Source organism: Roseivirga ehrenbergii, from assembly GCF_001593005.1.
Taxonomy (GTDB): domain Bacteria; phylum Bacteroidota; class Bacteroidia; order Cytophagales; family Cyclobacteriaceae; genus Roseivirga; species Roseivirga ehrenbergii.
Genome location: NZ_LQZQ01000002.1, coordinates 51,028 through 76,738, shown reverse-complemented (window position 1 = coordinate 76,738; position 25,711 = coordinate 51,028). Strand labels below are relative to the sequence as shown.

Annotated in this window: 26 protein-coding genes; 13 read left to right on the top strand and 13 right to left on the bottom strand. The window is 37.8% G+C overall.

Annotated elements, in window-relative coordinates; genetic code table 11:
• The first annotated feature begins 136 nt into the window (after nucleotides 1-136).
• Nucleotides 137-757 (top strand): porin family protein, encoded by a 621-nt coding sequence (locus MB14_RS02315; protein ID WP_062588294.1) that lies wholly within the window; start codon nucleotides 137-139, stop codon nucleotides 755-757.
• 79 nt (nucleotides 758-836) lie between these two features.
• Here the strand turns inward: MB14_RS02315 and MB14_RS02310 are convergent, their stop codons facing one another.
• Complete coding sequence (locus MB14_RS02310) at nucleotides 837-2,210, bottom strand: sigma-54-dependent transcriptional regulator (RefSeq protein WP_062588291.1); 1,374 nt, start codon at nucleotides 2,208-2,210, stop codon at nucleotides 837-839.
• 1 nt (nucleotide 2,211) lies between these two features.
• Entirely contained in the window at nucleotides 2,212-2,568 is a 357-nt protein-coding gene (locus MB14_RS02305) for a response regulator (RefSeq protein WP_062588289.1), read from the bottom strand.
• A 235-nt stretch (nucleotides 2,569-2,803) separates the two neighbouring features.
• Here MB14_RS02305 and MB14_RS02300 point away from each other — a divergent pair, with 235 nt between their 5' ends.
• Nucleotides 2,804-3,406 carry a M48 family metalloprotease gene (locus MB14_RS02300; protein ID WP_062588287.1) on the top strand — a complete coding sequence of 201 codons (603 nt, stop codon included), beginning with the start codon at nucleotides 2,804-2,806 and terminating at the stop codon, nucleotides 3,404-3,406.
• Here the strand turns inward: MB14_RS02300 and MB14_RS02295 are convergent.
• The 7 genes from MB14_RS02295 to rho all read right to left on the bottom strand — a co-directional run bounded on the left by MB14_RS02295 (nucleotide 3,401) and on the right by rho (nucleotide 13,102).
• A complete protein-coding gene (locus MB14_RS02295; protein WP_062589009.1) occupies nucleotides 3,401-4,927 on the bottom strand; it encodes a GH3 family acyl-acid amido synthetase in 1,527 nt (508 codons plus the stop codon). The two genes, MB14_RS02300 and MB14_RS02295, sit on opposite strands and share 6 nt — an antisense overlap.
• A gap of 482 nt (nucleotides 4,928-5,409) precedes the next feature.
• Nucleotides 5,410-6,039, bottom strand: coding sequence for a response regulator transcription factor (locus MB14_RS02290; RefSeq protein ID WP_084375933.1), 630 nt, complete (start codon nucleotides 6,037-6,039; stop codon nucleotides 5,410-5,412).
• Nucleotides 6,040-6,129: 90 nt separating this feature from the next.
• Nucleotides 6,130-6,516, bottom strand: a complete 387-nt coding sequence (locus MB14_RS02285) for a response regulator (protein ID WP_062588282.1) — start codon at nucleotides 6,514-6,516, stop codon at nucleotides 6,130-6,132.
• A gap of 83 nt (nucleotides 6,517-6,599) precedes the next feature.
• Nucleotides 6,600-8,642: a sensor histidine kinase gene (locus MB14_RS02280; protein ID WP_062588279.1), complete on the bottom strand. Its 2,043-nt coding sequence runs from the start codon at nucleotides 8,640-8,642 to the stop codon at nucleotides 6,600-6,602.
• A gap of 2 nt (nucleotides 8,643-8,644) precedes the next feature.
• A complete protein-coding gene (locus MB14_RS02275; protein WP_062588277.1) occupies nucleotides 8,645-9,256 on the bottom strand; it encodes a response regulator transcription factor in 612 nt (203 codons plus the stop codon).
• A gap of 6 nt (nucleotides 9,257-9,262) precedes the next feature.
• A complete protein-coding gene (locus MB14_RS02270) occupies nucleotides 9,263-11,224 on the bottom strand; it encodes a histidine kinase dimerization/phosphoacceptor domain -containing protein (protein ID WP_062588274.1) in 1,962 nt (653 codons plus the stop codon).
• 201 nt (nucleotides 11,225-11,425) lie between these two features.
• Nucleotides 11,426-13,102 carry a transcription termination factor Rho gene (rho, locus tag MB14_RS02265; protein WP_062588272.1) on the bottom strand — a complete coding sequence of 559 codons (1,677 nt, stop codon included), beginning with the start codon at nucleotides 13,100-13,102 and terminating at the stop codon, nucleotides 11,426-11,428.
• A 259-nt stretch (nucleotides 13,103-13,361) separates the two neighbouring features.
• Between rho and serS the strand changes: the two genes are divergently transcribed.
• Both serS and MB14_RS02255 read left to right on the top strand, forming a co-directional pair.
• Nucleotides 13,362-14,633 (top strand): serine--tRNA ligase, encoded by a 1,272-nt coding sequence (gene serS / locus MB14_RS02260; RefSeq protein WP_062588270.1) that lies wholly within the window; start codon nucleotides 13,362-13,364, stop codon nucleotides 14,631-14,633.
• Nucleotides 14,634-14,679: 46 nt separating this feature from the next.
• Nucleotides 14,680-15,156: a GNAT family N-acetyltransferase gene (locus MB14_RS02255; RefSeq protein ID WP_062589007.1), complete on the top strand. Its 477-nt coding sequence runs from the start codon at nucleotides 14,680-14,682 to the stop codon at nucleotides 15,154-15,156.
• Nucleotides 15,157-15,176: 20 nt separating this feature from the next.
• Here MB14_RS02255 and MB14_RS02250 read toward each other — a convergent pair whose 3' ends face one another.
• Both MB14_RS02250 and MB14_RS02245 read right to left on the bottom strand, forming a co-directional pair.
• Nucleotides 15,177-15,482 carry a hypothetical protein gene (locus tag MB14_RS02250; RefSeq protein WP_062588268.1) on the bottom strand — a complete coding sequence of 102 codons (306 nt, stop codon included), beginning with the start codon at nucleotides 15,480-15,482 and terminating at the stop codon, nucleotides 15,177-15,179.
• An 8-nt stretch (nucleotides 15,483-15,490) separates the two neighbouring features.
• Nucleotides 15,491-15,793 (bottom strand): DUF4286 family protein, encoded by a 303-nt coding sequence (locus tag MB14_RS02245; protein ID WP_062588266.1) that lies wholly within the window; start codon nucleotides 15,791-15,793, stop codon nucleotides 15,491-15,493.
• An 80-nt stretch (nucleotides 15,794-15,873) separates the two neighbouring features.
• On the opposite strand from MB14_RS02245, the gene MB14_RS02240 reads away from it, so the two are divergent.
• The 8 genes from MB14_RS02240 (at nucleotide 15,874) to MB14_RS02205 (ending at nucleotide 22,643) form a co-directional block, all read left to right on the top strand.
• Entirely contained in the window at nucleotides 15,874-16,524 is a 651-nt protein-coding gene (locus MB14_RS02240) for a carotenoid biosynthesis protein (protein ID WP_062588264.1), read from the top strand.
• 42 nt (nucleotides 16,525-16,566) lie between these two features.
• Nucleotides 16,567-17,016, top strand: a complete 450-nt coding sequence (locus MB14_RS02235) for a sterol desaturase family protein (RefSeq protein WP_062589005.1) — start codon at nucleotides 16,567-16,569, stop codon at nucleotides 17,014-17,016.
• 2 nt (nucleotides 17,017-17,018) lie between these two features.
• Complete coding sequence (locus MB14_RS02230; protein WP_062588262.1) at nucleotides 17,019-17,918, top strand: MerR family transcriptional regulator; 900 nt, start codon at nucleotides 17,019-17,021, stop codon at nucleotides 17,916-17,918.
• 240 nt (nucleotides 17,919-18,158) lie between these two features.
• Nucleotides 18,159-18,668: an RNA polymerase sigma factor gene (locus tag MB14_RS02225; protein WP_062589003.1), complete on the top strand. Its 510-nt coding sequence runs from the start codon at nucleotides 18,159-18,161 to the stop codon at nucleotides 18,666-18,668.
• A gap of 12 nt (nucleotides 18,669-18,680) precedes the next feature.
• Complete coding sequence (gene crtID / locus MB14_RS02220; RefSeq protein ID WP_062588260.1) at nucleotides 18,681-20,156, top strand: bifunctional phytoene desaturase/3,4-desaturase; 1,476 nt, start codon at nucleotides 18,681-18,683, stop codon at nucleotides 20,154-20,156.
• 26 nt (nucleotides 20,157-20,182) lie between these two features.
• Nucleotides 20,183-21,019 carry a phytoene/squalene synthase family protein gene (locus MB14_RS02215; RefSeq protein ID WP_062588258.1) on the top strand — a complete coding sequence of 279 codons (837 nt, stop codon included), beginning with the start codon at nucleotides 20,183-20,185 and terminating at the stop codon, nucleotides 21,017-21,019.
• Nucleotides 21,020-21,093: 74 nt separating this feature from the next.
• Nucleotides 21,094-21,939 carry a 4-hydroxy-3-methylbut-2-enyl diphosphate reductase gene (locus tag MB14_RS02210; RefSeq protein WP_062588256.1) on the top strand — a complete coding sequence of 282 codons (846 nt, stop codon included), beginning with the start codon at nucleotides 21,094-21,096 and terminating at the stop codon, nucleotides 21,937-21,939.
• A gap of 23 nt (nucleotides 21,940-21,962) precedes the next feature.
• Nucleotides 21,963-22,643, top strand: a complete 681-nt coding sequence (locus tag MB14_RS02205; RefSeq protein WP_062588254.1) for a fatty acid desaturase — start codon at nucleotides 21,963-21,965, stop codon at nucleotides 22,641-22,643.
• Nucleotides 22,644-22,714: 71 nt separating this feature from the next.
• Here MB14_RS02205 and MB14_RS02200 read toward each other — a convergent pair whose 3' ends face one another.
• Together MB14_RS02200 and MB14_RS02195 are read right to left on the bottom strand one after the other, a co-directional pair.
• Nucleotides 22,715-23,389, bottom strand: a complete 675-nt coding sequence (locus MB14_RS02200; protein ID WP_062588252.1) for an ABC transporter ATP-binding protein — start codon at nucleotides 23,387-23,389, stop codon at nucleotides 22,715-22,717.
• Between the two features lie 160 nt (nucleotides 23,390-23,549).
• Nucleotides 23,550-24,770 carry a Pycsar system effector family protein gene (locus MB14_RS02195; protein ID WP_062588249.1) on the bottom strand — a complete coding sequence of 407 codons (1,221 nt, stop codon included), beginning with the start codon at nucleotides 24,768-24,770 and terminating at the stop codon, nucleotides 23,550-23,552.
• Between the two features lie 86 nt (nucleotides 24,771-24,856).
• Here MB14_RS02195 and MB14_RS02190 point away from each other — a divergent pair, with 86 nt between their 5' ends.
• Nucleotides 24,857-25,693, top strand: coding sequence for an SdiA-regulated domain-containing protein (locus MB14_RS02190; RefSeq protein ID WP_157716531.1), 837 nt, complete (start codon nucleotides 24,857-24,859; stop codon nucleotides 25,691-25,693).
• The last annotated feature ends 18 nt before the right edge of the window (nucleotides 25,694-25,711 follow it).

Sequence of the window (25,711 nt, the reverse complement as noted above, 5' to 3'; positions counted from 1 at the left end):
GGGTTGATTTTACTCACAAGGGGGTTTCATTTCCCCAATTGAAAGGTAGCAAAGCGTTTAAATGAGCTTTTCGGTAAATGGCACAACCTTTTCTAAATCATGATGAAAAAGCACATAACATTTAAACTAGAAAGTCATGAAAAAGATTATTATAACAAGTATTTTTTCGCTATTGTGTTTGGTTTCCTTTACAAATAAGAGTCAGGCGCAAGAATTTAGGTCGGGAATTAAAGGAAGCTTTAACTTAAGTAACCTTTACACGGACGATATCGATGACAATAATTTAAGACCTGGTTTTAGTATTGGTATCTTTAAGGAAAACCAAATTGGTCCTTCTTCGGCTATACAAACCGAGTTGTTATTTTCAACAAAAGGAAATCGATCTGAATATAGAACAGGTCCATTCGATGGAGAAGCGAAGTTCAATTTAAATTACATAGAGCTACCAGTTATGCTCGATTTAAAAGCTGGCGATGCACTCGATATTTCGTTTGGCCCTTATGTATCGTACTTAATTAGTGCAAACGTAACTACGGATGGAGATTTCGGTAGTTCTTTTAGTGAAATCGATAGAGACGAATTGAATGCTTTCGACTTTGGTCTTTCTGGTGGACTAGGTTTGAACTTTGGAAATACAGAGTTAGGGGCACGATACAATTTCGGTCTGTCAGAAATAGCTGATTCAGATAATGCCAGATCGATTATGGGAGATGCAAAAAACTCCGTAATTCAGTTTTACATTGCATTAGGAATGTAGAAACCACTAAGTAGAGAAAAACAATAATGCCCCTCCAAGCGGAGGGGCATTATTGTTTTAAGCCATCTATAACTCTAGATCAAGTACTTATTCCGTAAGCTTTTAGCTTATTGTAAAGCGTTTTCCTATCTACTTTAAGTAAGTCTGCCGTTTTACTCTTATTATTTTTAGTGCGTTTTAGCACCTCAATAATTGCCCTCTTTTCTGCCGCTTCAGCTACCGATTTCAGATCTGTAGGCATTTCCCCATTAAAGGATACTTGTAGTGAAGAATCTGCTTCTGATAAATCTGGAGTCACAATTTCTTGTGGCAGGTGGATAGTTTCAATAAGGTCGCCTTGACAAAGCAAAACCGCTCTTTTGATCACATTACCCAGTTCTCGTAGATTTCCGTGCCAAGGGTATTCTCTCAATTTTTCTTTTGTATCCTCGGTAAAACCTTTCACATCTTTTTCTAACTGGCGATCGGCCTTAAGCAAGAAGTGCTCCGCATAAATAATAATATCATCGGGTCTTTCTCTTAAAGGAGGAACTTCAATTTTAAACTCATTCAGTCTGTGATAAATGTCTTCACGAAAAGTGCCCTTCTTTACCATTTCTTTTAGGTTTTCGTTTGTAGCCACTAATAAGCGAACATCGATTTCTACCTCTTTATTGGCGCCAATGGGTTTTACTTTTCTTTCTTGAAGTACTCGTAAAAGTTTCACTTGGTTTTCGTACGTCAGGTTTCCTACCTCATCTAAGAAGAGAGTTCCTCCATTGGCCAATTCGAAACAGCCTTTTTTATCGGCAATTGCTCCAGTAAATGCTCCTTTCTGATGTCCAAAAAGTTCTGATCCAGCTAAATCTTTTGGTAATGCACCACAGTCAACGGCTTGGAATGGCTGATCGGCTCTTTTACTTTTTTCATGAATAGCAGTGGCAACAAACTCTTTCCCAATTCCCGTTTCTCCCATAATAATTACAGACATATCAGTGGGGGCGATCAGTTCGATATGTTTTTTTACGGTTTGTGCAGCGTGACTCACACCTTCCACAAATTCGTTCCTGACTTGCTTTTTCTTGATTCGGGTTCTTGGGTGATTTTCTTCTAACTTCTGATTTAAGGCATTCTGAATGGTAAGGAGTATTTCATCCGGATATAAGGGCTTAGTTACATATTCAAAAGCACCTCTCTTAAGGGCCTCAACTGCAACGCGCACATCAGAGTAGCCAGTAATAATTATGACCTGAATGTTGGGGTCAATAATTTTTATTTTCTGAAGAATTTCGAGCCCAGAGTAATCAGGGAGTTTGAAGTCGCAAAGCACCAAATCGACTTGGTTTTTCTTTAGCCATTCTTCAGCTTCCTTTCCACTGTAAGTAATAAAAACCTCATAACTTTTTTTTGTAAGGTATTTTTGAAGGAGCAGGCATATGTCCTGATCATCATCAATAATTAAAATCTTCTCCATCCTATTTTGTTATCGTATTTAGAATTGCCTGCTTATTGAAAGGCTTATGAATAAAACCATGAACACCAAATGATTTAGCTCTACTCAACTCTTCGTGGCCATCATGCGCACTAATGATGATGATTTTGGCATTTTTAGCCCTTTTCTGGATGATCGGTACTAAATCGAAACCGGTTCCATCTGGAAGGTTCAAATCCAAAAAGTAGTAGTCATAGGTTTTTTTTAAAAAGTCTTCCTTAGCAGCAAGCATTCTATCAAAGTATACAGTTGTTAATCCTTCGTTTTGTAAAAATTTTGACACCATGTGTCCGATAAACTCTTCATCATCCACAATTGCCACGCTCTTCGTTTCTTTCATGATTCTATTATAGTGTCTGAATACGACCCGTCATTGGGGAATAATCTACACAGAATAATTATTAAAGTCTACTTATGCTCACTTTGTTCACAACGGCACGAAGTTTTCTTTATAAATGGGTAAAATGGGCTTTGGAGGGAGTTTTTGGTTTAAAAAAATTTAAAAGCTAGCCATTGAAGTTCAAAAACTAGGCGTGTGTACTTAGAGACACTTCGCTTGTCATAACACAAAATTTATGGAACCCTTACTGTTGAATACATTTGGCTGGAGAAAGAAAATTCCAGAAGAAATTAGAACACCTGCCCTTATTGCCCTTTCGCATTACCCAGAGCTTAAAAGCATAAAAATAGAGTTTCGCTTTGCGGAAAAGAAGAGTAAATCGGTAATGAGCGCTAGGCCTTCATTTAAGTCGGTTTTCAGTTTGTTAGAAGATCGTGCTTATGTAATTTATGTGAGGCGTAGGTTTGTGATTGAAGGGAAATTGATGAGAATTGAGGAATTACCACAGACTATTTTGGTAGGCTGGATTGGTCATGAGCTCGGACACATCATGGATTATAAAGACCGCTCAGTGCTTTCGCTTTTAGGCTTTGGTTTGGGTTATCTCATTCTGGGCAAATATATTAGAGCCGCAGAAAGAAGAGCGGATGAATTTGCCGTTCGACATGGCTTGAGGTCTGAAATATTGGAGACTAAGAATTTCATACTTAATAATACACACCTTCCTGAACGATACAAGAGAAAAATCAAGCGACTCTACCTGTCGCCTGAAGAGGTTATGGAAATTGTAAATACTAATGAGGAGGAAATCCCTAAAAAAATAGCGGATGTTTCATGAAATAAACTCTAGAAAAGCCTTCATTTCTGATTCACTCATCATTTGAGGAATTTTAATTTGTCCGCCTTTTTTCTTGGTCTGTTCTGCCCAATCGTAAAAGGTTTCTGGACTTGCTAATTTGAGCTTAACCCCTTTTAAGGCTTTACTTCTAGCTACACCATAGTTTTTATTCACATTTTTAAGCGCTTCATCTAAAGTACGAGCTAGAGCTTCTTCGTCTGTATTACTTTCATTTCCACTTCCAATTACCCACTGGTGGTAAAACTCACCATCATGTTTTACAGCCGCTACGGTGAATTCCGAAATAGACATTTTATATTCTTCTTCAAGCTTTTGAATAGCGTCTGTCATTTTGTTTACAGATAGTTGTGAGCCCACTACATTCAGAAAAAATTTCGTTCTGCCTGTAATCTTAATTTCTGCTTTTTCTTTATTGGTGAATTTTATAGTGTCGCCAATACTATAACGCCAAGCGCCACTAACGGTGGAGATCAACATTGCATACTCATTACCTTCTTCCACTTGAGCCAAACTTAGGGCTGGGGCGTCTTCAAATGGTGCTCCATTTTCGTCAAAATATTCGGGCTGGAAAGGTATAAACTCAAAGTAAATGCCTCCATCGTAGGCCAATTGCATCGACATGTCTTCATTCGGCCTCACTTGCAATGCAATAAAGCCTTCAGAAGCCAAGTAAGTATCTAAATAGAGGAGAGGGTGATCCAATAGTTTTTCGAAGCTTTCTTGGTGAGGCTCAAAAGGAACCCCGCCTGTTGTGAATACAGACAGAGATGGCCAGATTTCATGTATATTTTTTAAATTATTATGTTCTATAACCTTTTTAAGCATGAGCTCAATCCAAGAGGGAATTCCAGAAAGAGCACCAATATCCCAATTGGGTGCTTGTTCAGCAATTCGCTGAACACGTTCATCCCAATCTTGAATTTTAGCAATTTCTTCACCCGGTTTATAGTATCCTTTAAACCAAAATGGAATATTGCTGGCGCTTATTCCGCTTATTTCTCCTTCTAGATGTCCATTTCGCTCTTCAAGTTCTGTGCTGCTACCTAACATGAGTATTCCTTTCTGGAAAAATTCATCTGGCAAGTCGTAATCAGATAGGCTCATTACTTGTTTAATTCCAGTGCTTCGAATGGCTTCGATCATTTCTTTTGTAACGGGAATGCGTTTGCTTTTAGATCCTGTGGTTCCTGAACTAAGTGCAAAGTATTCTGGGCTACCCGGCCAAGTTACATCGGGAATTCCCTCCACAGTTTTATGCCACCATTCCCCAAACATTCGGTGATAATCAAAACAGGGAACGGATACTCGGAACGACTTGGCAACATCTTCTGATTTAAGTATTTCATTAAACTGATATCTTCTTCCGAAATCGGTGTTCTTGGCCGATTCTAGTAGGTTTCTTAGTGCTTCAGACTGTGCTTCAACTGGGTTTTTATCCTCTTCAAAAAGTTCGTTGGCAACATCAATAGATTTCTTTATTAGCTTTCCTAAAAGTGGCATTTGATTCATTTATGTTATTAATGAATTCAGTATTGCAAGACCTTTGCCATTATCGAAAAACCAGATGGCCATAAACAAAAGAAGCCACCCGTATGGTGGCTTCGTAGATTGACTATACCTCAACCAAATAGTCGTCTACCGAAATTGTATATTTCTTTATTAGTAGTTCACTCCTTAATTTTTACTAAATGAACTATCTACTTTATAAAGCTAAGTCCTTAATCCTCCTAATTAAATAGACCTTTAGGTCTAATTTGCTATTCGTAATAAGGGGAAACTGCCTAACAGGGAAACCTGTTGAGTTTCCCTGTTCTAAGCAGCTCAAACAAGAACACCCACATCCTCAATTTGAATTGTATTAGCCCTAAGACTTTTCTTTTCAAAGCTAAAATCTTTATGAACGTTGGTAAATAGACCTCATGGTCTAAATTCATTCTTTTCGAACAATTAAAAAGAAGATATTACTAATTTTTAAAGCTCAATCAGAGGTTCAATTGTCTTTTATTTTCAAGCGCCCAGTTCAAGAGCGAATGAGTAGTTCTGGGTAATTTTAGCTTTACACAGATGTTATGTCTGTGGTTTTTAATAGTGCTAGCACTTAAGTCAAGCCTAGATGCTATTTTTTGTGAAGTAAGACCGTTTGCAACCTCCTTTAAAATCACTTTTTCCATAGGTGTAAATTTGGGAAGCTTTCTTTTCTCAACCTGAGTAGTTTTGAGTGTAGGCTTGGTGCTATTGAAAGCCGATTTCAAAGTGGTTTCGAGTGAAAGGAACTCATATGGTTTTACCAAAAAAGCAAATGGGTTGGTAGCTTTAACCAATGAAATAGATGATCGGTCGATTGAGCCCGAAAGATAGATGAAAGGAATATTGGAGTTTTGCTTAATGTATTTTGCAACATCAATCCCCGTGCGCTCACCCTCAATATGAATATCTAAAGTAACAAGGTCGGGGTTATAGATTTCAAAATACGAGATAGCCTCGTCATAAGATTTAGCGACAGGGCATGTTTGGTAACCACATGACTGTAACACTTCGGACAGGCAGTCGGCTAATTCGGAATTATCTTCAACGATTAGTATTCTTTTCGGATTCACGGTAAGTCTCTTCAAATTATCAATCCTTGATTAAGAGGACATGATGACATGTTAAAACTACAATTAGATTATAAAGCAGTAAATAGACCTTTAGGTCTAAATTTGTTAGGTCAACGCTAGATTTACCGCATCAATAATGTCTTGATTTACAAATGGTTTTACTAGATAGGCCGTTGGTTGGGTTTGCTCGGCTTGGTGTCTGATTATTTTACTTCCCAAAACAGTAATATAGATTATTGGCGTACTGAAATGAGTACGAATCCATTCTGCAAAATCAATTCCTGTCTTTTTTCCTTGAAGGCGAATATCAATAATTACCAAGTCGGGTTTGTAGGTGTTGTAAGATGTTACGGCACTGTTATAATCAAAAACAGGGTCTAAAGGGTAGAAGCCCATACTGGCAATTGTCATGGAGATATCATCGGCAATAATGATTTCATTTTCCACCACAAGAACTTTTCTATTTACCGACAAGGTGTTGGCTCCTAGCATGATTGCAAAGCTATTGACTAGCAGTAGAGGGGTAAATAGACCACAAGGTTTATATTGTGACTAAATAATTGAGGAATCCTTTTTTAAGCGTTTACAAACTCACTTTGTGTAAAGTAAATTTTAAATACCGCACCGTTATCATATTCGTATTCATAGTGGCCGTGTAGCTGGAGCGCCAAACGACTAATGAGCCAAATCCCCGTACTTTTTGCTGTTTTCACATCAAAACTTGAAGGCAATCCTGGTCCGTTATCTTTGAAAACGAACACGCTCTGTCCATCCTTTTCGTAAAGGCTTACTTCTAACTTTAATTGGTTGCCGCCTTTCGTAGCATATTTAAAAGCATTGGTGACAAGCTCGTTTGCAATGAGTCCAAGGGGAACCATATTGTCGATGTCGAGCGTGTAATTAGGATCTACATCCATTTCAATCTCGGAAGCTTGCCCCTCAAAAGATTTCTGAATTTCACTGATAAGGTTTTGAAGATACCCAGCCAACTGGATAGTTAGACTGTCATTATCATAAAGTTGATTATGGATGAGCGCCATTGATCTTACTCTGCTTTTCCCTTCTGATATTAAATCCTTTGTAGCTTGGTCATCCACTCCTTTTGCTTGTAACTCTAATAAGCTAGAAAGGATCTGAAAGTTATTTTTTACTCTATGATGAATTTCTGTTAGAAGCAGCTCTTTTTGATGAAGTTCGCTTTCTACTTGGTCGCTTTTAACTTGAAGCAACTGACTTAGTTTTTTTTGTTTAATAAAGCCATAATAAATGATTATGGCCACAATGAGGATAGCAACTCCCACGAATAGAATCATCCGTTTTGACCGTTTCTGAAGCGTGGTCTCATATTCTGACATTAAAAGGCGTTCGGCATTCTTGAGGCTGTCGGTCATCTGTTTTTGTCTGAAATCGTATGCTAACTCAAGCTCTTTAACTTCTCTGATCTTCTCTTCGCTAAATAAAGAGTCTTTTAATGCCACATATGTATTGAGGTATTTATGAGCGTTAGCGTAGTCTTTTTGCTTTTGATATAAGTCATTTAAAATCCATGCAATATCCATCTGGTCTTTTTTCTTGCCCAGTGATTTCCAAATATTGTAGCCTTTTATAAAGTAGGGAATGGCCCTTGGGTCGTTACCTACGTAACTCCAATACGAGCCTTGCGCCACACTCACCAATCCGGTAAAATCGGGTTTGTTGATTTCAGGAAGTAATACTTCTATCTGTTCTAAATAATATTTGGTGCTGTCATACTGACTTGCATCTCTATAAGTATCGGCCAAATGTTTATAGGCGAAGGCTTTGCCATAGGTGAAATTGGCTTGTTTCGCGTAGTTGATTGATTCCTTAATCACGGCCTTCCTTTTATCAAAGGAAACGCAGTTACAAAGGGAATAAACGCTTGCTAAATTATTCGACCAAATGTTTAATCTCCTTGCATCTCCTTCTGGTTTTAATATTTCAATAATCTGGCTGATCCTATCAGCACTCTCATCATATTCACCCAACGAATAATATATAAACGACTCTCTGTTCAGGATGTCCGTAATTACTGATTTGTTATCTGGGGTATTTTCTGCCAAAATCTTACTCTTATTCAATTCTTGTAATGATTCTGGGTATTGACCCAAATGATTATGCACGGACGATAACATCAATCGCCCACTAATAAGAGATACTGTATTTTGTGATTTTTCGGCTAAATGAACCACTTCTTTGGCAAAAAGAAGGGTGCTGTCATAGTCGTTTTGAAGTTGTTTTGAATAAGCTAACTGATAAGTAGCGTCAATTATGTTCGTTGTATCTTGTTGAGCACGAAAGTAGTTTAGTGCATTTTGAGCATGTCTTTGCATTTCAATTCCATCGTAGCTTGAAACCTTGGCAAGTTTAAGCTCTATTTCAGCCAGTTTAGCAAAGTCTTCCATTTCCTTAGCTAACTCAATTTGGGCAGTAAATAATTGGCTTAGGCTGTCTTCCGACTTGGTTTGAGCAATAACCTGCTCTAAACTGTCTATTTTTGCTTTTGGCCTATCTTGAGCAAGAAGACCTAATGGTATCAGTATAAATATGGTAATGATCGTAATATGACGGATAAAATAACTGTGGAATGGAGAGGTCATAATTATTGAATATACTTATTATTCTCCATTACCCATTTGAGAAGTGAGTGGGTTCCTGATGGCAAATCTAACTTTACACAGATATTGTGTCGGTGATTCTTAATGGTGCTTTCACTAACGCAGAGTTGCTCGGCAATTTCTTTTGTAGAAAGGTTTTCAGCTATTTTTCTAATTACCACTTTTTCCATTGCTGTTAAGTTACCAATATGTTCTGAATCTGCTGTTGTCTTAGTTTCAGAATAGCGTTTTTGGTTGTTAAAAGCTATTTCAATAGCCGTCATTACGTCCGTTGCACCATACGGTTTAACCAAATAAGCATAGGGCATTGTGTTTTTGGCTAACTCTAAAGTTTTAGAATCAGTATGTGATGAAAGATAAATAAAAGGAATATTTAAATGCTCTTGAATATATTCGGCTACATCCATTCCTGTTTTTCTTCCTCCTAAATTAATATCTAGAATAGCCATGTCTATTGACTCGTTTGCCAATACTTCTACGGCTTGTTTATAAGAAAGGGCTGGTTCCAAGGCATCATAACCAAGTTTATTTAAAGTACTGCAAAGGTCATCTGCAATAATCACTTCATCATCTACAACTAGTATCCGCTTCTTCATGATATCTTAATCAACAAGTGTCATTCTCTTTTTCTCATCAGCAAATACAATCGTAAAAGTATTTCCCGAGTTATAGCTATAACTAAGGCTTCCATGTAATTGCTTTGTTAGTCGAGAAGCTAACTTAAGGCCAAAACCTTTTTTTGCCATTTGCTCAAAAGGAAGAGGCAAAGGAGCTCCATTGTCCTGACATGTTAAGTTAAACATTCCATCCTTTCTAAAGTGAAGTTTAAGCAGAATTTCTAGGCGATTATTTTTGCTGATAGCATGTTTATAAGAATTGGTTAACAACTCATTTAAAATTAAACCGAGTGAAATTGAGGTGTCTAAATCAAAATTCGGATGGCAGTCAAAGTCTACCGAAAGGTGGTAGTCGATTTTTTCAGCCTGAATGGAATTGATTTTTTCCGCCAACTCAATTACATAATCTCTAAAATCAATAGTAGCGATATCGTCTGTTCGATACAAAAACTGATGAATCATCGACATGGCCACAACTCTACTTCTACTTTCTTCAATAGCTTTGGCAGAGTCTTCTGTTCCGCTCCATTCTTGTTGCATGTTGAGCAAACTTGAAATCAGTTGTAAGTTGTTTTTTACTCTATGGTGAATTTCTTTGAAAAGGGTTTCTATTCGTTCATTTCGTTCTTGTAAAACTATTTTCTGATCTTCTATTTCTTTTGTTCTTTCAGTTACCTCTTTCTCAATTTTTTTATTCTGTTCATTCAGAACAATGTTCAGCCTATTCAGTGCCAAGTTTTTTTCTTTCTCGTGTTGTCTCATCCTAATTCCAATGGCAATAGAAAAAATAAGTACCTGCGCTAAAGAGCCCAAAGAGCTAGTGTATAAAAGCACAACTGACTTAGATACAAAAATGTACTTCCATGTTAGTGAAGCAATTATAAGAGTTAACCCGAAAATGATTAAACCCACTAAAAACACCTTTCTGCTTTTTTCTACCTTTTTCCAAAGGGCAAAAAGCATGAAATGAAATAAAGCAATGTCAATCATAAGCAGCTTAATACTCATGTCGGTCATGAGTCCATAATTTTGGTATACTGCCGTAAGCACCACACCGACTGCAGTGCGTAAAACTGTCAGAATAATCAGGCCAATAAATACTTTATACCAAAAAGGAAATTTTCTTTTTAACTCAAGAAAGCTAATGGCTAAAAGCAACATTCCTAAAAGGCCAAACTGAGACCAAGGCATGGTAAAGTTGAGTCCGGTTTTTGGAGCGTTGGGTAGAATCCAGTCTACAAAGTAGTTTTGCACAGAGAAGGCATACATGCCCATTCCTAGTGCGAACATTGCCAGCCATAAATATGGCATGTATCGATAAACTCCAAATTGTATGAGTGAGTAAATCACGAAAATTAGGCAAGCACCATAGAATAATAAATCCTGCACTTGAGCCTGTGTTTTTTTGGTGCGGAAGGTTTTGCTATCCATAAAGTTGCCCTTGAAAGCTCTGCCATGAACTCTAAAGTAAATGTCTTGAGTAATTCCCTGCTTCAGAATAAACGAAACATGCGCCCGACTATCGCCAGGGTTAAGGCCTGACTTTTTTTGAAACGATCCATATGGAGCCGTAAAAATTTCTCCATTTTCTAATACCTGATAGAGCTGACTGTTGATCGATTTAAAGCCTTCGGCAATAATTTCTAAATCATTACCTGTAGTGTTTTGTAGGCTTAGTTTGATCCAGTAAACCCCAGTGATATTATTTGGACCAGTTACTTGATTATTGAATGGTGGGTTTTCAATAATATCATTTATGGTGAGTGCTTCAGTAGTATCCTCAAAAACGAGTAGTGATTTCCCTTTATTGACCGAAAAATCAAATAAAGGTGAATCGATTGTGACTACCTCTTGGGCATGTAAAGCGAAACTCGAATGAAGGAGTAAAAGCAGAATTATACCCCAAACAAAACTAGTATGCTTTTTTAGAATTTCTAGTTGTAGCATTATTGCTATTATCGGTTTGCGAAAAGAAGATTAGAGATATGTTGAGGTAGGTAGATTGATGAATTTAATCTCAGACCAATTTGCTATAATAATTTAGTTCTTCCTCTCATTTACTTCAAAAAAGTCTTTATGTAGAAAGCAGTGAAACAAAAAAAGCGACCATCTTTCGATAATCGCTTTTAATTTTTCGACTTGGAAGAATTATCCGTTCATAGAAATCAAGAACTCTTCGTTGTCTTTCGTTCCTTTCATTCTGTCTAATAAGAATTCCATGGCTTCTATTGAGTTCATGTCCGACATGAATTTTCTCAAAATCCAAACACGTTGTAATTCCTCTTTGCTCATCAATAGATCTTCTCTTCTTGTACCAGAAGCAGGAACATCGATAGCAGGATAAACACGCTTGTTGGCCAGTTTTCTATCCAGTTGTAGTTCCATGTTACCCGTACCTTTGAATTCTTCAAAGATTACTTCGTCCATTTTAGAACCTGTTTCGATCAAGGCAGTAGCGATAATTGAAAGCGAACCTCCGTTTTCTACATTTCTTGCAGCACCAAAGAATCTTTTCGGTCTGTGAAGTGCATTGGCATCAACACCACCAGAAAGAATTTTACCAGAAGAAGGCACAACGGTGTTATAAGCTCTGGCCAAACGCGTAATTGAGTCCAAAAGGATTACTACGTCATGACCACACTCTACCATTCTTTTTGCTTTCTCTAACACGATGTTAGAAACCTTTACGTGCCTGTCGGCTTGCTCATCGAAAGTAGAAGATACTACCTCGGCTTTTACGCTTCTGGCCATATCCGTAACCTCTTCAGGTCTTTCATCAATCAATAAAATGATCAGATAAATCTCAGGATGGTTTTCAGCAATCGCGTTAGCAATTTCCTTTAATAAAACTGTTTTACCTGTTTTAGGCTGCGCCACAATCATACCTCTTTGGCCTTTACCAATTGGAGCAAACATGTCCAAAATTCGGGTTGAAGTAAGGCTTGGCTTAGTACTTAAATTGATTTTCTCTTCAGGGAAAAGAGGAGTTAAGTATTCGAAAGGAACTCTATCACGAATTTCCTCGGTAGTTTTTCCATTTACAGACTCTACTCTTAACAGAGCGAAATATTTTTCACCTTCTTTCGGAGGTCTGATTTGGCCTTTTACAGTATCTCCTGTTTTTAAACCAAATAATTTGATTTGAGAAGGCGATACATAAATATCATCAGGGCTAGCCAAGTAGTTGTAATCTGAAGATCTTAAGAAGCCGTAGCCATCTTGCATAATCTCCAAAACACCTTCGCTTTCAATTAAGCCGTCAAAATCCTTGATACTCTGATTGTATTGCTGTTTGTTGTTTTTTCGGTTATCTCTGCGATCACCGTTTTCTCTACGGTCGTTATTTCTTCTTTCTGGCTTTGAATCTCTTGCTTCGCCTTCTTGCTGATCACCTTTTTCTTGCTGCTCGCTGTCTTCGTTTTCAGAAGATTTTGGTTGCGCATCCTTTCTTTCTGGACGTGGTCTTGGCGCTCTTGCCTCTCGTGGTTTATTCTCTTTTGCTTCAGCTTGTTTTTCGTCAGTAGAGTCATCCTTTTTGGCCGAATCTTCTGCTTTTACTTCAGTTACGTTTTCACGTTGTACTCTTCTTTTTGGACGCTCGGCTCTTTCAGTTTTTTCTTTAGGAGCTTCTTCTTTAGTAGTTTCTTCCTTCTTAACGGCTGCTTTTTTTGGTAAAGCTTCGTCTGGAGTTCGAGCTTGTTGATCGAGAATGGCGTAAATAAGTTCTTGTTTTCCGAGCTTTTTGTAGTTCTTCAAGCTCATCGCTTCTGCAATTTCTTTCAGTTCTGAAAGCAGCATTAGCTTCAATTCTTCAATGGTGTACATAGATTTATACTTTGGGGGAATCCCTTATCCGAATGGGTGGGAGTTAATTAAAATTAATGAAATAATTATTTGAGTAATTCAAGAGATGATGTGCAGAAAAAGATCACTCTCATCCTAGGAACACGCAAGTATAGAGCATCTCCGTCTACTTATCAAACATTCAACGGTAATTTTAACAAAAAGGATATAGTTAGCTGGTTTTACACCCTCTTTTTTGTAGGAATTGATTTACTTTGCCGCTATAAACGAATATTAAGTTATGCTGCAAATCAGCCAAATTGTAACGGAGAAAGAAAGGGTAATTGAGGGATTGAAAAAACGTAATTTCCCTAATGTTGAACAAGTTTTGGATCAGGCCATCGCGCTTGATGAAAAACGTAAATCATCGCAACAAAGCCTCGACTCCAATTTGGCAGAAGCAAATGCACTAGCCAAAGAAATTGGTGGCTTAATGAAGGCCGGAAAACGCGAAGAGGCCGAAGCCATTAAAAGTAAAACTGCCGAGCTGAAGTCTGCCAGCAAAGAATTGGCAGAAGCGAAGGATCAAGTAGAAAAGGAACTTCTAGCTTTGTTGTATACAATTCCAAATGTGCCTCATCCTTCGGTTCCATCAGGAAATACAGACGAGGACAATGAAGTTGTGAAAACGGTTGGTGAAGCTCCTAAGCTTCATGCAGGCGCAGTTCCGCATTGGGATTTGATCAAACAGTACGACATTATTGACTTTGACCTAGGTATTAAAATCACTGGCGCTGGATTTCCGGTGTACAAAGGGAAGGGCGCTCGTTTGCAGCGCTCTTTAGTCAACTTCTTCTTAGACGAAGCCGTAGCCGCAGGCTTTTCTGAAGTACAACCTCCAATTATGGTAAATGAGGCTTCGGGTTATGCTACGGGGCAGTTGCCAGATAAGGAAGGGCAAATGTACCATGTGGGGAATGAGAATTTGTATCTTATTCCTACTGCCGAAGTGCCAATTACTAACTTGTATAGAGATGTAATTGTAAGTGAAGACCAGCTACCAATTAAGCACACGGGTTTTACGCCTTGTTTTAGAAGAGAGGCTGGAAGCTGGGGAGCACACGTTCGTGGTTTGAATAGATTGCATCAGTTTGATAAAGTAGAAATTGTTCAAGTATGCAAGGCGGAAGATTCTTACAAAGCGCTGGATGACATGTGTAATCACGTGGCGAGTTTGCTTGAAAAGCTTGGGCTGCAATACCGAATTTTAAGGCTTTGCGGTGGAGACATTGGCTTTACTTCTGCCCTTACCTTTGATTTTGAAGTGTATTCTGCTGCGCAAGAAAAGTGGTTGGAAGTAAGCTCTGTAAGTAATTTCGAGACTTTCCAAGCCAACAGATTAAAATTGAGATACAAAGACGAGAATAAGAAGATCCAGTTGTTACATACGCTAAATGGAAGTGCCTTGGCTTTACCGAGAATTATAGCGGCCATTTTAGAGAACAACCAAACACCAGACGGAATCAATATTCCAGAAGTTTTAGTGCCATATACTGGCTTCGATAAAATTTAATTTGAATACAATGGGGCTTAGGCCTCATTTCTTTTACATACCCACCATGAGCATTACCATCAGAAAAGGAACAGCAAAGGATTTAGCCCAAGTTTTTGAATTGGTTAAAGAATTGGCAGAATACGAAAAGGCACTTCACGAAGTAGAAAACTCTGTAGAAAGAATGACAGAAGATGCCTTTGGCGAAAAGCCCATTTTTGAATTCTTCGTGGCCGAAGCAGATGGTAAGATTGAGGGTACAGCCATCTTTTACTACCGTTACTCTACTTGGAAAGGAAAAGCCATTTTTCTTGAAGACTTGGTGGTGAGAAAAGAAAAAAGAGGAGCGGGTATAGGTAAAAAGCTTTTAGATGCTATTGTTCAAGAAGCCAAGGATGTAGATGCCCGTCAAGTAATGTGGCAAGTGCTCGACTGGAACGAACCCGCCATTAACTTCTACAAAAAACTAGGAGCTAACTTAGACGAAGAATGGATCAATTGTAAGCTAGAGTTGAAGCAGATTCAGGAGTATAAGATGGGGTAGATGAAGTGATTCAAGTCTTTTTAGTTAAAAAATGCCTTCAGCTCAAACATAAGGTCAATATCGGTTAGCACACTTTTTATTTTATGCTCTTTGTCCTCTTTTTGAAGTAGATAGCCACAATCAGCACTTAATGTATCTCTTATGACTTTAACTTTGAGCTCTTGGAAGGTTTCATTATTGTTCTTTAACGATAACTCTAAGTCTTGAATAGAGTCTATACTTTCACAGCCCAAAAGAGCAATAATTTTATAATTATGACTTGGCTTTGAGCATCCGGTTAGAAGTAATGCTAAAAAAAGGAATTTCACTTTTACATTAACCTTCATGTCTGAAATCACTCAACTGCCTGAAGCAAAGTTCTAAAGGCTGCGAATTTGCCAGGAAAGGCTTCTCCTGCTTTTTGCTGAAGGCCGGGCGCATGTTGGCCAAGGTAAGTTTGAAGCTTGCTGTGGTTTTCAGCAAAATATTGAATGCTATAAGACGAAGAGTCTTCTTCTTCTCTCATCACTTTAAAAAATTTATACTCAACAAAAGCACCTGTAGCCATTACTTCGGGAATATGAATATCGCGCATCCACACTTTCCAATCTTCCTCTACAGTTTTTTCAATTGCTACGGTAACGTTGTATAAGATCATAAATATTAGATTTACTGCAAATCTAAAACAATCTGCTTGAACCCTAAAACAATAAGCGGTTCATCAAGTTTTTCAAAATCATGTTAAAACAACTTCTCTCAACTGGTCGTCAAAATCAACGTATTGCTTTTGTTTTACTTATAGCCATGCATACGGCTGGGGTATTGGGTTTATATTTTGAAGAAAGTAGAGTGCTTTTTCAGTCGCTTACACCTTTTAACCTATTGCTTACAGCCGCTATTATTTTTCATTTTGAAGAAGGTAAGAATCTCAAATACTTCATCTTCATTATTTTCACCTTTCTATTCGGGTTTTTTATTGAAGTGGCAGGCGTTAAAACAGGAGCCATCTTTGGTGAGTATGCTTATGGTCCAACTTTAGGTTTTAAAGTATTTGCTGTACCTCTTACTATTGGCCTGAACTGGGTAATACTTATTTATATTACTGGAATCGCCAGCAACAGACTCTCCAGTAACTTTTGGGTTCGGAGCGCTGTTGGAGCGGGAATGATGGTGATACTTGATCTACTGATTGAGCCAGTGGCCATCCGTTATGATTTTTGGCAGTGGGTAGGCTCCGATATCCCACTCCGCAACTATTTAAGTTGGTATCTAATTTCTTTCTTTCTTCATGTAATTTTTCAAAAATTGGACTTTTCTAAAAACAATCCGCTTGCAATAAAGCTTCTTATTATAGAAATGGCGTTTTTCGTAAGTCTTAACCTAATTTGAATTTTTGTTGAACAAAGCATCAAACATTAAGTTATGCCGCTGATGATTAAAGCTGTGTTGTGGTTAGTGGCGGGTTTCGTTCTAATGGAAACCTTCTCATGGTGGATTCACAAGTACATCATGCATGGGGTTTTATGGAAGATTCACAAAACGCATCACCAACACACTAAAGGTTATTTCGAATTAAATGACCTTTTCACACTTCTTTTTGGAGGGGCGGCCGTAGTGCTGATCTTCTTAGGAGTTGAAAATTTGGATTACAGGTTTTGGTTAGGTTGCGGAATCAGTTTGTACGGAATGCTTTACTTTGTTTTACACGATGTACTCATTCACAAAAGATTAAAGCTTCTTGGTCGACCAAAGTCTAAATATTTAAAAGCAATTACAAGGGCACATAGGGCGCATCATAAATCAAAAGAAAAGGACGATTCAGTGTCGTTTGGTTTGTTTTTGGTGCCTAAAAAGTATTTTAAGGAGGAAGGAGAAAGTTAGCCGTGGCGAATTATTCAATCAAAGATTTAGAGCATTTATCAGGTATTAAGGCCCATACGTTGCGTATTTGGGAACAGCGCTATAACCTCATTAACCCAAAGAGAACAGAAACCAATATTAGGTTTTATGATCAAGACGACCTGAAGCTTATTCTCAATGTGTCGTTGTTGAAAGATAATGGCATTAAGATATCGAAGATTGCCGAAATGACTCGGGAACAATTGAATGAGGCCATTATCAATATTTCCGACAACAGTACCAATTTCGCAGATCAAATTTACGCACTCACTTTGTGTATGATTGATTTAGATGAAGAGCGCTTCGAGAAAATTATAAATGCAAATACACTTAAGCATGGGTTTGAGCGAACCATGATGAATTTGGTAATTCCGTTTTTATCAAAAATTGGTGTAATGTGGCTTACAGATGCCATTAACCCAGCTCAAGAGCACTTTATTAGTCATTTAGTGCGGCAGAAAATCATGGTTGCTATTGATGGTCAGCAAACCAATGTAGATAGTTCGGCAAAAAAATACATGTTGTTTTTACCAGAGGGCGAACTTCATGAGCTTATATTGCTTTTCGCAAACTACCTGATTAAGTCTAGGGGAGGAAGAGTAATATACCTTGGGCAAACATTACCCATTACTGATTTAAAGATGGCTCATGAAATTTATGAACCCGAATATCTCATCACTGTACTTACGGGTAAACCTCAAGATTCGACTCCTACAGAATACATCAAAGAACTATCAAATCTTTTTCCCGATTCAGAAATTTTAGTGAGCGGAAGACAGGTGGTTGGTCAAGATCTTGAACTACCAAATAACGTTACTACCCTTTCTGGCCTCAACGACCTGATTGATTTTGTGGAAGAAAATTCCACAGTCGCCACCACATAAGGGTAATTTTCTCTACAATAACAGCTGGTTTTCTAAAAACCTTCCTTTTCTGAAAGAATAATTTTTTCACTTCATTAATTAGAAGCAAAACTCACATCTAGCGCTTTCAGGCTATTAAATGGCTTGGATTCGGTTGGTTATGGGCTTTTTATTTATATGCTTTTTGAAAAACTTCACGGTTTTTGTTTGAGTTTTGTTTAACTTTTATTGATATTTGTTCAACAAAATAAAAAAATGGCCATGACAGTTCTTGAGTACAACCATGAGATCGGACTAATGACTAAGTCACTAAAACCTTTTGCTTTAAAACTTACTAGAGATTCAGAAGATGCAAATGATTTGCTTCAAGAAACCCTAATGAAAGCTTATAAGAATAGAGAGAAGTTTTCGGAAGGAACAAACCTCAAAGCTTGGTTATATACTATTATGAAAAATACCTTTATCACCAATTATCAGAAAATGATGAGAAGAGGTACTTTCATTGATACGACTGATAATCTTCACTTTATCAATACTTCAGGAACAAGAGTTGAAAACAATGCATATGGTGATTTTGCCCTTTCTGATATTAATGACTCCATCAATCAGCTTGATGACGTTTATAAAACTCCTTTCATGATGTACTTCAGAGGATTTAAGTATCAAGAGATTGCTGATAGAGAACAAATTCCAATTGGAACAGTAAAAAATAGGATTCACATTGCTAGAAAGCTATTAAAGGATAAATTAAGAACTTATAAAGTGCGTTAATTTATAAGTTCTATGACAAAAGGCAATGTGGTAGTTATAGGTTCTGGATTTGCTGGTTTTTCAGCAGCCATATGCCTAGCCGATAAAGGATTTAAAGTTCAGATATTAGAAAAAAATGCTTCTATAGGAGGACGAGCCCGACAATTTTCCGAGTCGGGCTTTACTTTTGATATGGGACCAAGCTGGTATTGGATGCCCGATGTTTTCGAATCCTTCTTCAATCAGTTTGGAAAAACCACTGCCGATTATTACGAGCTCATAAGGCTTGACCCTTCTTATCAAGTAATCCATGGAAGAAATGATTTTATGCCCATACCTGCCAACATGCGGGAGTTGGAAAAATTATTTGACTCAATAGAACCTGGTGCAGGAGAGCAACTCAGAAAATTTCTGAAAATAGCCGAGTATAAGTATGAAGTAGGGATTAATAAATTCGTTTATAAACCTAGCCGTTCCGTACTTGAGTTTGCAAACCCAAAACTAGCCATTGACGCTGTGAGGCTTCAAATCTTTCAATCAATGGCTAATCACGTTCGTAAGTTTTTTAAGAACGAAAGACTTATTCAGCTAATGGAGTTTCCAGTGCTGTTCTTGGGAGCCCTTCCAGAAAATACTCCGGCCATGTACAGCCTAATGAACTATGCGGATATGGCATTAGGAACTTGGTATCCTAAAGGTGGAATGTATAAAATCATCGAAGCGCTGGAAAGTTTGGCTAAAGAAAAAGGGGTTGAAATTCTTACCAATCACGAAGTAACTTCCATCAATTATATAGGAAAGAAGGCCACTAGTGTAAGTACAAACCATGGTGATTTTACGGCTGATGTTGTGGTGGCTGGCGCAGACTACCATCATGTAGACAGCCTTTTGCTCGATAGTAAGACTAGAAATTATGATGAGACTTACTGGGACAAACGCGTAATGGCGCCAAGTTCACTCCTATATTATGTTGGGGTAAACAAAAAGCTAAACGGACTTCTCCATCACAATTTATTTTTCGATACAGACTTTGGGCCGCATGCACATGATATTTATACTGAAGCAAAATGGCCTGAGAAACCGCTTTTTTATATTTCGGCACCCTCCAAAACAGATGACACCGTTGCGCCAGAAGACTGCGAGAATATTTTCATGCTTATTCCAGTGGCCCCAGGTTTAGATGATACCGAAGAAATTAGAGAACACTATTTCGACCTGATTTTGGAACGAATGAAAGATAGAATGGGACTCGATTTCAAGGAAAACATAGTATTCAAACGATCCTTTGCACATAAGGATTTTGTCAAAGATTACAATGCTTTTAAGGGCAATGCATATGGTTTGGCAAATACATTAAACCAAACTGCCATTTTAAAACCACAGTTGGCAAACAAAAAGTTAAACAATCTGTTTTACACCGGTCAACTAACAGTTCCTGGCCCTGGAGTTCCACCAAGTTTAATTTCTGGGCAAGTGGTAGCCAAGGAAATTTTTAAGGTTTTTGCCTAAACGGTGAACAAATTTTGTAACTTATAATGATGGATTTATTCAACCAAACCTCGTTGGAGTGCAGTAAGCTGATTACTCAGCGCTATAGCACCTCATTTACTTTAGGTATAAAAACCTTGGACAAGAAATTCCATATGCCTGTTTACGCCATTTACGGCTTTGTGAGGTATGCCGATGAGATTGTAGATACTTTCCACGATTATGATAAAAGAACTCTTCTTCGAGGTTTCAAAGAGGAAACCTACAAGGCGATTGAAGATGGCGTAAGCTTTAATCCTGTTCTGCATTCGTTTCAGTTGGTGGTGCACCAATACAAAATTGACCATGATCTGATTGAAGCATTTCTATACAGCATGGAGCTGGACTTGGAAGAAACCACATATGACAAAATGGGCTATGAACAATATATATATGGTTCAGCCGAAGTGGTGGGATTAATGTGTTTAAAGGTGTTCTGCGAAAACAATCAAGAACTTTATGACTCGCTTGTGACGCCTGCTAAAAAGCTTGGTGCGGCTTTTCAGAAAGTAAACTTTATAAGAGACATTAAAAGTGATTACGAAGAAAGAGGGCGGGTTTATTTTCCGGGTGTAGATTTTAACCAGTTCACCAAACCCGCAAAAGACTTGATTGAACAGGATATTCAAAAGGATTTTGACGAAGCACTGGAAGGAATTCTTCGTTTACCCAAAGGAGCTAAATTGGGGGTTTACTTGGCTTATAGATACTATTTGAAGCTTTTCAGAAAAATAAAAAGGCTACCAGCTTCGCGCATTAAACAAGAAAGAATAAGGATAAAAGACAGCATGAAAATGCGTATTCTGCTGATGACTTACTTCCAACATAGAATCAAAGTACTCTAGTTTTCGTTTAAAATTAGAGTTTAGATAATCGTAGAAATTTTAAACAAAATAGTTAAACACTTGTTTGTTACCGCATGTTTGACCTCACTGTAGAAATCGATCCTAGTTCAGGCTTCTGTTTCGGAGTAGTATACGCCATTGAAATGGCCGAAGATATTCTGGACGAAACAGGTATGCTTTATTGCTTGGGAGATATTGTGCATAATGATGAAGAGGTTAGACGACTTGAGTCTAAAGGATTGAAAATTATTAATCATGACGAGCTCAAGGAAATAAAGAATGCTCCGGTCTTGATTCGTGCTCATGGCGAACCGCCTTCTACATATCAATTAGCTTTAGAAAATAATATTGAATTGATCGATGCTTCTTGCCCTGTAGTTTTAAAACTTCAGAATAGAATCAAAAACTCTTTCGATAAGGAAGAAAATATCTATATCTATGGCAAACATGGCCACGCTGAAGTAGTTGGGCTTTTAGGTCAGACCAATGAAGAAGCTGTAGTTTTTCAAAATCTAGAAGAACTTGATTTAACTACATTACCTAAGGAAATAACCCTTTACAGCCAAACCACAAAAAGCACCGATAGCTTTTACGAGATCAATAAGGTGCTGGCGGAAAACGGAATTACGGTAAATACGAATGATACCATTTGCCGTCAGGTTTCAAACCGTGACAAAGAATTGAGAAATTTTGCCAAGAATTACGATCGAATTGTGTTTGTGAGTGGCACAAAATCATCAAACGGAAAGGTGCTTTATAATGTGTGTTTAGATCAAAATCCACATACTTACTTTGTTTCCTCGGTTGCTGATTTGAAAGCTGAATGGTTTGGGAAGAATGAGCGTGTTGGTATTTGTGGAGCTACCTCTACGCCAATGTGGCTAATGCAAGAGGTTCAGCAACACTTGCAGAATCTCTAATTGATTATTCCTTTCTTTGTAATATGAATAGCATCAAAAATCATTTTGGGGTGATTATCGCGCTAATCATTATTATGACCTGGGGAGTTTGCCTGGCCTTTGGCTTGAATTTGAATATCAACTTTTCATCTCCTTTCACTTATCTGCTTATTCTGGTTCAAATGCATTTGTACACAGGGCTTTTCATTACCGCCCATGACGGAATGCACGGCACCATTTCTAAAAACAAGCAAACCAATAAACTTATAGGCACGATTAGCGCCTTATTATTCAGTTTCAACTTCTACCATAAACTTTTTCCCAAGCACCACGAACATCATAGGTTTGTGGCTACGGATAAAGATCCTGATTATCACAACGGGGGCTTTTTCCCTTGGTATTTCAGCTTTTTAAAACAGTACATCACTTGGCAGCAAATTGTGCTAATGGCCATTAGCTTCAATATTTTAAAACTCTTTTTTCCGGTGGAAAACCTAATTGTTTTCTGGATGCTACCAGCGGTACTCTCTACTTTCCAGCTTTTCTATTTTGGCACCTATTTACCCCATAAAGGCCATCACTCCCCCGACAATAAGCACTTTTCGCGAAGCCAAAATAAGAACCACTTATGGGCTTTTTTAAACTGTTATTTCTTTGGCTACCACTATGAACATCATGATTCTCCAGGTACACCTTGGTGGCAGTTGTATAAGGTGAAAATTTAATCTGGGTTTTTAGAAAAAATAAAGGCCACACTGAAAGTGTAGCCTCAATTCAAAATTTGGATTATTTTATCTTAATGCGTGCTATCTGTGTCAATGGCGCCATCTACAATATTAATGGTTCGTTTGCCATAGGCTGCATTTTCTTTGGAGTGTGTCACCTGCACAATGGTCATTCCTTCGCTGTTCAGTTTTTGGAAAAGCTTCATAATTTCTTCAGCTTGATCCGAGTGAAGATTACCCGTTGGTTCATCTGCTAAAAGCAATTTTGGCTGGCCAATTAGCGCACGTGCTACGCCTACCAATTGCTGCTGCCCGCCTGAAAGCTGTTCTGGGAAAAGATCTTTTTTGGCTACCATTTGGAAACGGTCTAGCATTTCGGCCACCAAACTTTTTCTTTCAGAAGATTTAACGCCTTTATATAAAAGTGGGGTTTCGATGTTTTCGTAAACTGTCAGTTCATCAATTAAATGATAAGCCTGAAATACGAATCCGATATGGTGTTTATGAAGTTCAGATCGTTTTCTTTCCTTCATCTTATGAATAGGCTCATCTAAAAAGTAGTACTCACCTTGTGAAGGCTCGTCAAGCATGCCAATAATATTCATCACCGTGGATTTTCCAGCGCCACTTGGCCCCATGATAGTAACAAACTCGCCTTGCTTAATTTCTAGATCGATACCTTTTAGAATGAACGTTCTTTGGTATTTTGAATCGATGAACTTATCGACATCTTTTAGTTTAATCATTGTGGTTGATTTAGATTCTGACCTTTCTGCATTTACCAATTAACATGCCAAGGCCTAATTTATTCATACTAAGTAGTTAAGCAAAATTTCCTTGTTCAATAATGTACAAATTCGGTCACCTTCGTTCGATTTTGAGACTTCTTTTAATTTGTACCAGCTTCTAAAATGTATAGAAACTTGGGGTGTCTTGAGGCGGGAAAAACATCATGGCACATAAAAACGCAATAATTGAAAGCACAAAACCTATCATAAAGATAGTGTATGCTATTCGCAACAGGCGATATTTCTTACCCAGTACGACCCCTAAAAAGTAAATGTCTTTGGTAAGGCTACCATATAGATACTCGCTGTCCTTCATCATCTCTCGCATTCCCCATTGGTAGCGGTCTAGTTTCATTTTATGAAAATTACCAAAGAAGAGTAGGTTGGTTTTTTTGTTCAATACATCTTCGTCTGTAAACACGCCAGACGAAACATTGGGTCTTGTGGCTAGAATGGCAAACACTATGGTAAACAAACATACCACCACTAGCATAATGGTTGGAATAACTAGGTTTGGATATTCGTATAGTTTTCTAACCAAAACAGAAACCACTACAGAAAGAATAATGGTGTTTACCGAAATCATAATGTTGGCCTTGTTATCTGCCATAGCGCTCAACTCTAAATGATTTTTAGAGGTAGTTCTAAACATTGTTTCAATTCCTCGGTCGGGTTTTTGGGCTGCTTTTCGTTCTAGCTTTTCTACTTTCTCTTCGAGTTTCTTAATGTAATTGTCATTCTGCCCCTTATTTTTCTTTTTTATTGACTTGAGGTTTTTCTTTTTAATAGGCTCTAAATGTTGTTTGCCATATTCAGTAAAATACTCATGATCTTTAAAGAAGTTGAAGTTCATGGTATTCCAGTCCTCCAATTTTATTTCATGTCCTTTAATTTTTTCTACTTCAGTATGCATTTTTTCCGCCATCATACTGTAGTCGTTGCATGCCAAGTGATGTAAGTCAGCATCGCATAGTACCTCTTCCACCAAGTTTTTTGGAGCTTGTGGCATTTGAGTAGCCATAATACAGCCTTCAACTTTTTGGATTTTCTCTTCGGGGTAGCCTTCTTTTACCAAAAACTCACGGGCCATTTTAGCACTCGCCTTTTCATGTTTTATACAGCCCGACTTATAGCCTAAATCGTGAAACCAAGCAGCAATGGTTACCATTTCAAGATCTTCATCAGAAAGGCCACTTTCTTTACCTATGGTTTCTGCGGCCTTAACTACCCTACTGGTGTGGTATAGGTCGTGATAAACAAAGTCAGAAGGAATGTCGTTTTCTAAGACTTCTTTCGCATACAGTGCTACCTTTTCTAATATCAAATTCTGATCAATCATTCCTTAAATATAATCTGCTCATTTTGGATTACATAAAACTACCTTTTTTGGTGAATTATATATCTATTATTTTTGTTCGGATGAACATGAAACGAACGTCTATTCTATTCATTATTATATACCTGCTTACTTTTCCCTCTTCGGCTTGGGCTCAAAATAAGGGTGATTTCCCCTATAACCTCGAATCACCTTCTGAAACTTATCGACTTCCAGCCATTTTAGAAGAGGTATCAGCCCTTAGTTATTACGGACCCAGCCAATTGGCTACACTGAATGACGAACAGGGTAGGGTTTATATCTATGACTTCAACAAACGGGAGATAGTTCAACGCATTCGCTTCGAAGGCAATGGAGATTTTGAAGGCTTAGAATTAGTAGGTAAAAACATGTATGCTATTAAAAGCAATGGTAAGCTGTATAAGTTCAATATTGATATTGAAGGGGTTGTTGAGTCGATTGACACTCCCTTTACTTCTGAAAATGATGTTGAAGGCTTGGGGTACGACAAGAATAGTAATACATTATTGATTGCTCTAAAGGGAAAGGGAGATATTGACAATGTGAAAGTAAAAGGAAAAGCAGTGTATGGCTATAATCTAACTACTGAAAAATTCTCGAAAACACCTCTGTTTGTTTTACAAGACAAAGACCTTGAACGCGTACTGGGTTCAAACAGTACAAAATTTCGCCCATCTGCCATAGCGGTTCACCCCATTAGCAATGAAATTTATATGATTGCCTCGGTGGGCTCCGCATTGGTTGTTTTTAATAATGACGGAAGTCCTAAAAATCTAAGTATTTTAAAGAGAAGTCTTTTTCCTCAACCAGAAGGCATTGCCTTTATGCCTAATGGCGACTTGTTTATATCTAATGAGGGGGGAGATGGAGGAACTATCCATCGTTTCAAAATGAAACAAAAGTGAACCAGTTAATTTTTACAC

Bases quoted from the DNA above. Each gene is read 5' to 3' on its own strand.
- MB14_RS02300 (WP_062588287.1), top strand. From the start codon at position 2,804: ATGGAACCCTTACTGTTGAATACATTTGGCTGGAGAAAGAAAATTCCA.
- MB14_RS02285 (WP_062588282.1), bottom strand. From the start codon at position 6,516: ATGCTAGGAGCCAACACCTTGTCGGTAAATAGAAAAGTTCTTGTGGTG.
- MB14_RS02280 (WP_062588279.1), bottom strand. From the start codon at position 8,642: ATGACCTCTCCATTCCACAGTTATTTTATCCGTCATATTACGATCATT.
- MB14_RS02195 (WP_062588249.1), bottom strand. From the start codon at position 24,770: ATGATTGATCAGAATTTGATATTAGAAAAGGTAGCACTGTATGCGAAA.
- MB14_RS02275 (WP_062588277.1), bottom strand. From the start codon at position 9,256: ATGAAGAAGCGGATACTAGTTGTAGATGATGAAGTGATTATTGCAGAT.
- MB14_RS02225 (WP_062589003.1), top strand. From the start codon at position 18,159: ATGACAGTTCTTGAGTACAACCATGAGATCGGACTAATGACTAAGTCA.
- MB14_RS02250 (WP_062588268.1), bottom strand. From the start codon at position 15,482: ATGAAGGTTAATGTAAAAGTGAAATTCCTTTTTTTAGCATTACTTCTA.
- MB14_RS02245 (WP_062588266.1), bottom strand. From the start codon at position 15,793: ATGATCTTATACAACGTTACCGTAGCAATTGAAAAAACTGTAGAGGAA.
- MB14_RS02315 (WP_062588294.1), top strand. From the start codon at position 137: ATGAAAAAGATTATTATAACAAGTATTTTTTCGCTATTGTGTTTGGTT.
- MB14_RS02210 (WP_062588256.1), top strand. From the start codon at position 21,094: ATGTTTGACCTCACTGTAGAAATCGATCCTAGTTCAGGCTTCTGTTTC.
- serS (WP_062588270.1), top strand. From the start codon at position 13,362: ATGCTGCAAATCAGCCAAATTGTAACGGAGAAAGAAAGGGTAATTGAG.
- MB14_RS02190 (WP_157716531.1), top strand. From the start codon at position 24,857: ATGAAACGAACGTCTATTCTATTCATTATTATATACCTGCTTACTTTT.
- MB14_RS02270 (WP_062588274.1), bottom strand. From the start codon at position 11,224: ATGCTACAACTAGAAATTCTAAAAAAGCATACTAGTTTTGTTTGGGGT.
- MB14_RS02295 (WP_062589009.1), bottom strand. From the start codon at position 4,927: ATGCCACTTTTAGGAAAGCTAATAAAGAAATCTATTGATGTTGCCAAC.
- MB14_RS02240 (WP_062588264.1), top strand. From the start codon at position 15,874: ATGTTAAAACAACTTCTCTCAACTGGTCGTCAAAATCAACGTATTGCT.
- MB14_RS02215 (WP_062588258.1), top strand. From the start codon at position 20,183: ATGATGGATTTATTCAACCAAACCTCGTTGGAGTGCAGTAAGCTGATT.
- rho (WP_062588272.1), bottom strand. From the start codon at position 13,102: ATGTACACCATTGAAGAATTGAAGCTAATGCTGCTTTCAGAACTGAAA.
- MB14_RS02310 (WP_062588291.1), bottom strand. From the start codon at position 2,210: ATGGAGAAGATTTTAATTATTGATGATGATCAGGACATATGCCTGCTC.
- crtID (WP_062588260.1), top strand. From the start codon at position 18,681: ATGACAAAAGGCAATGTGGTAGTTATAGGTTCTGGATTTGCTGGTTTT.
- MB14_RS02205 (WP_062588254.1), top strand. From the start codon at position 21,963: ATGAATAGCATCAAAAATCATTTTGGGGTGATTATCGCGCTAATCATT.
- MB14_RS02305 (WP_062588289.1), bottom strand. From the start codon at position 2,568: ATGAAAGAAACGAAGAGCGTGGCAATTGTGGATGATGAAGAGTTTATC.
- MB14_RS02200 (WP_062588252.1), bottom strand. From the start codon at position 23,389: ATGATTAAACTAAAAGATGTCGATAAGTTCATCGATTCAAAATACCAA.
- MB14_RS02255 (WP_062589007.1), top strand. From the start codon at position 14,680: ATGAGCATTACCATCAGAAAAGGAACAGCAAAGGATTTAGCCCAAGTT.
- MB14_RS02235 (WP_062589005.1), top strand. From the start codon at position 16,567: ATGATTAAAGCTGTGTTGTGGTTAGTGGCGGGTTTCGTTCTAATGGAA.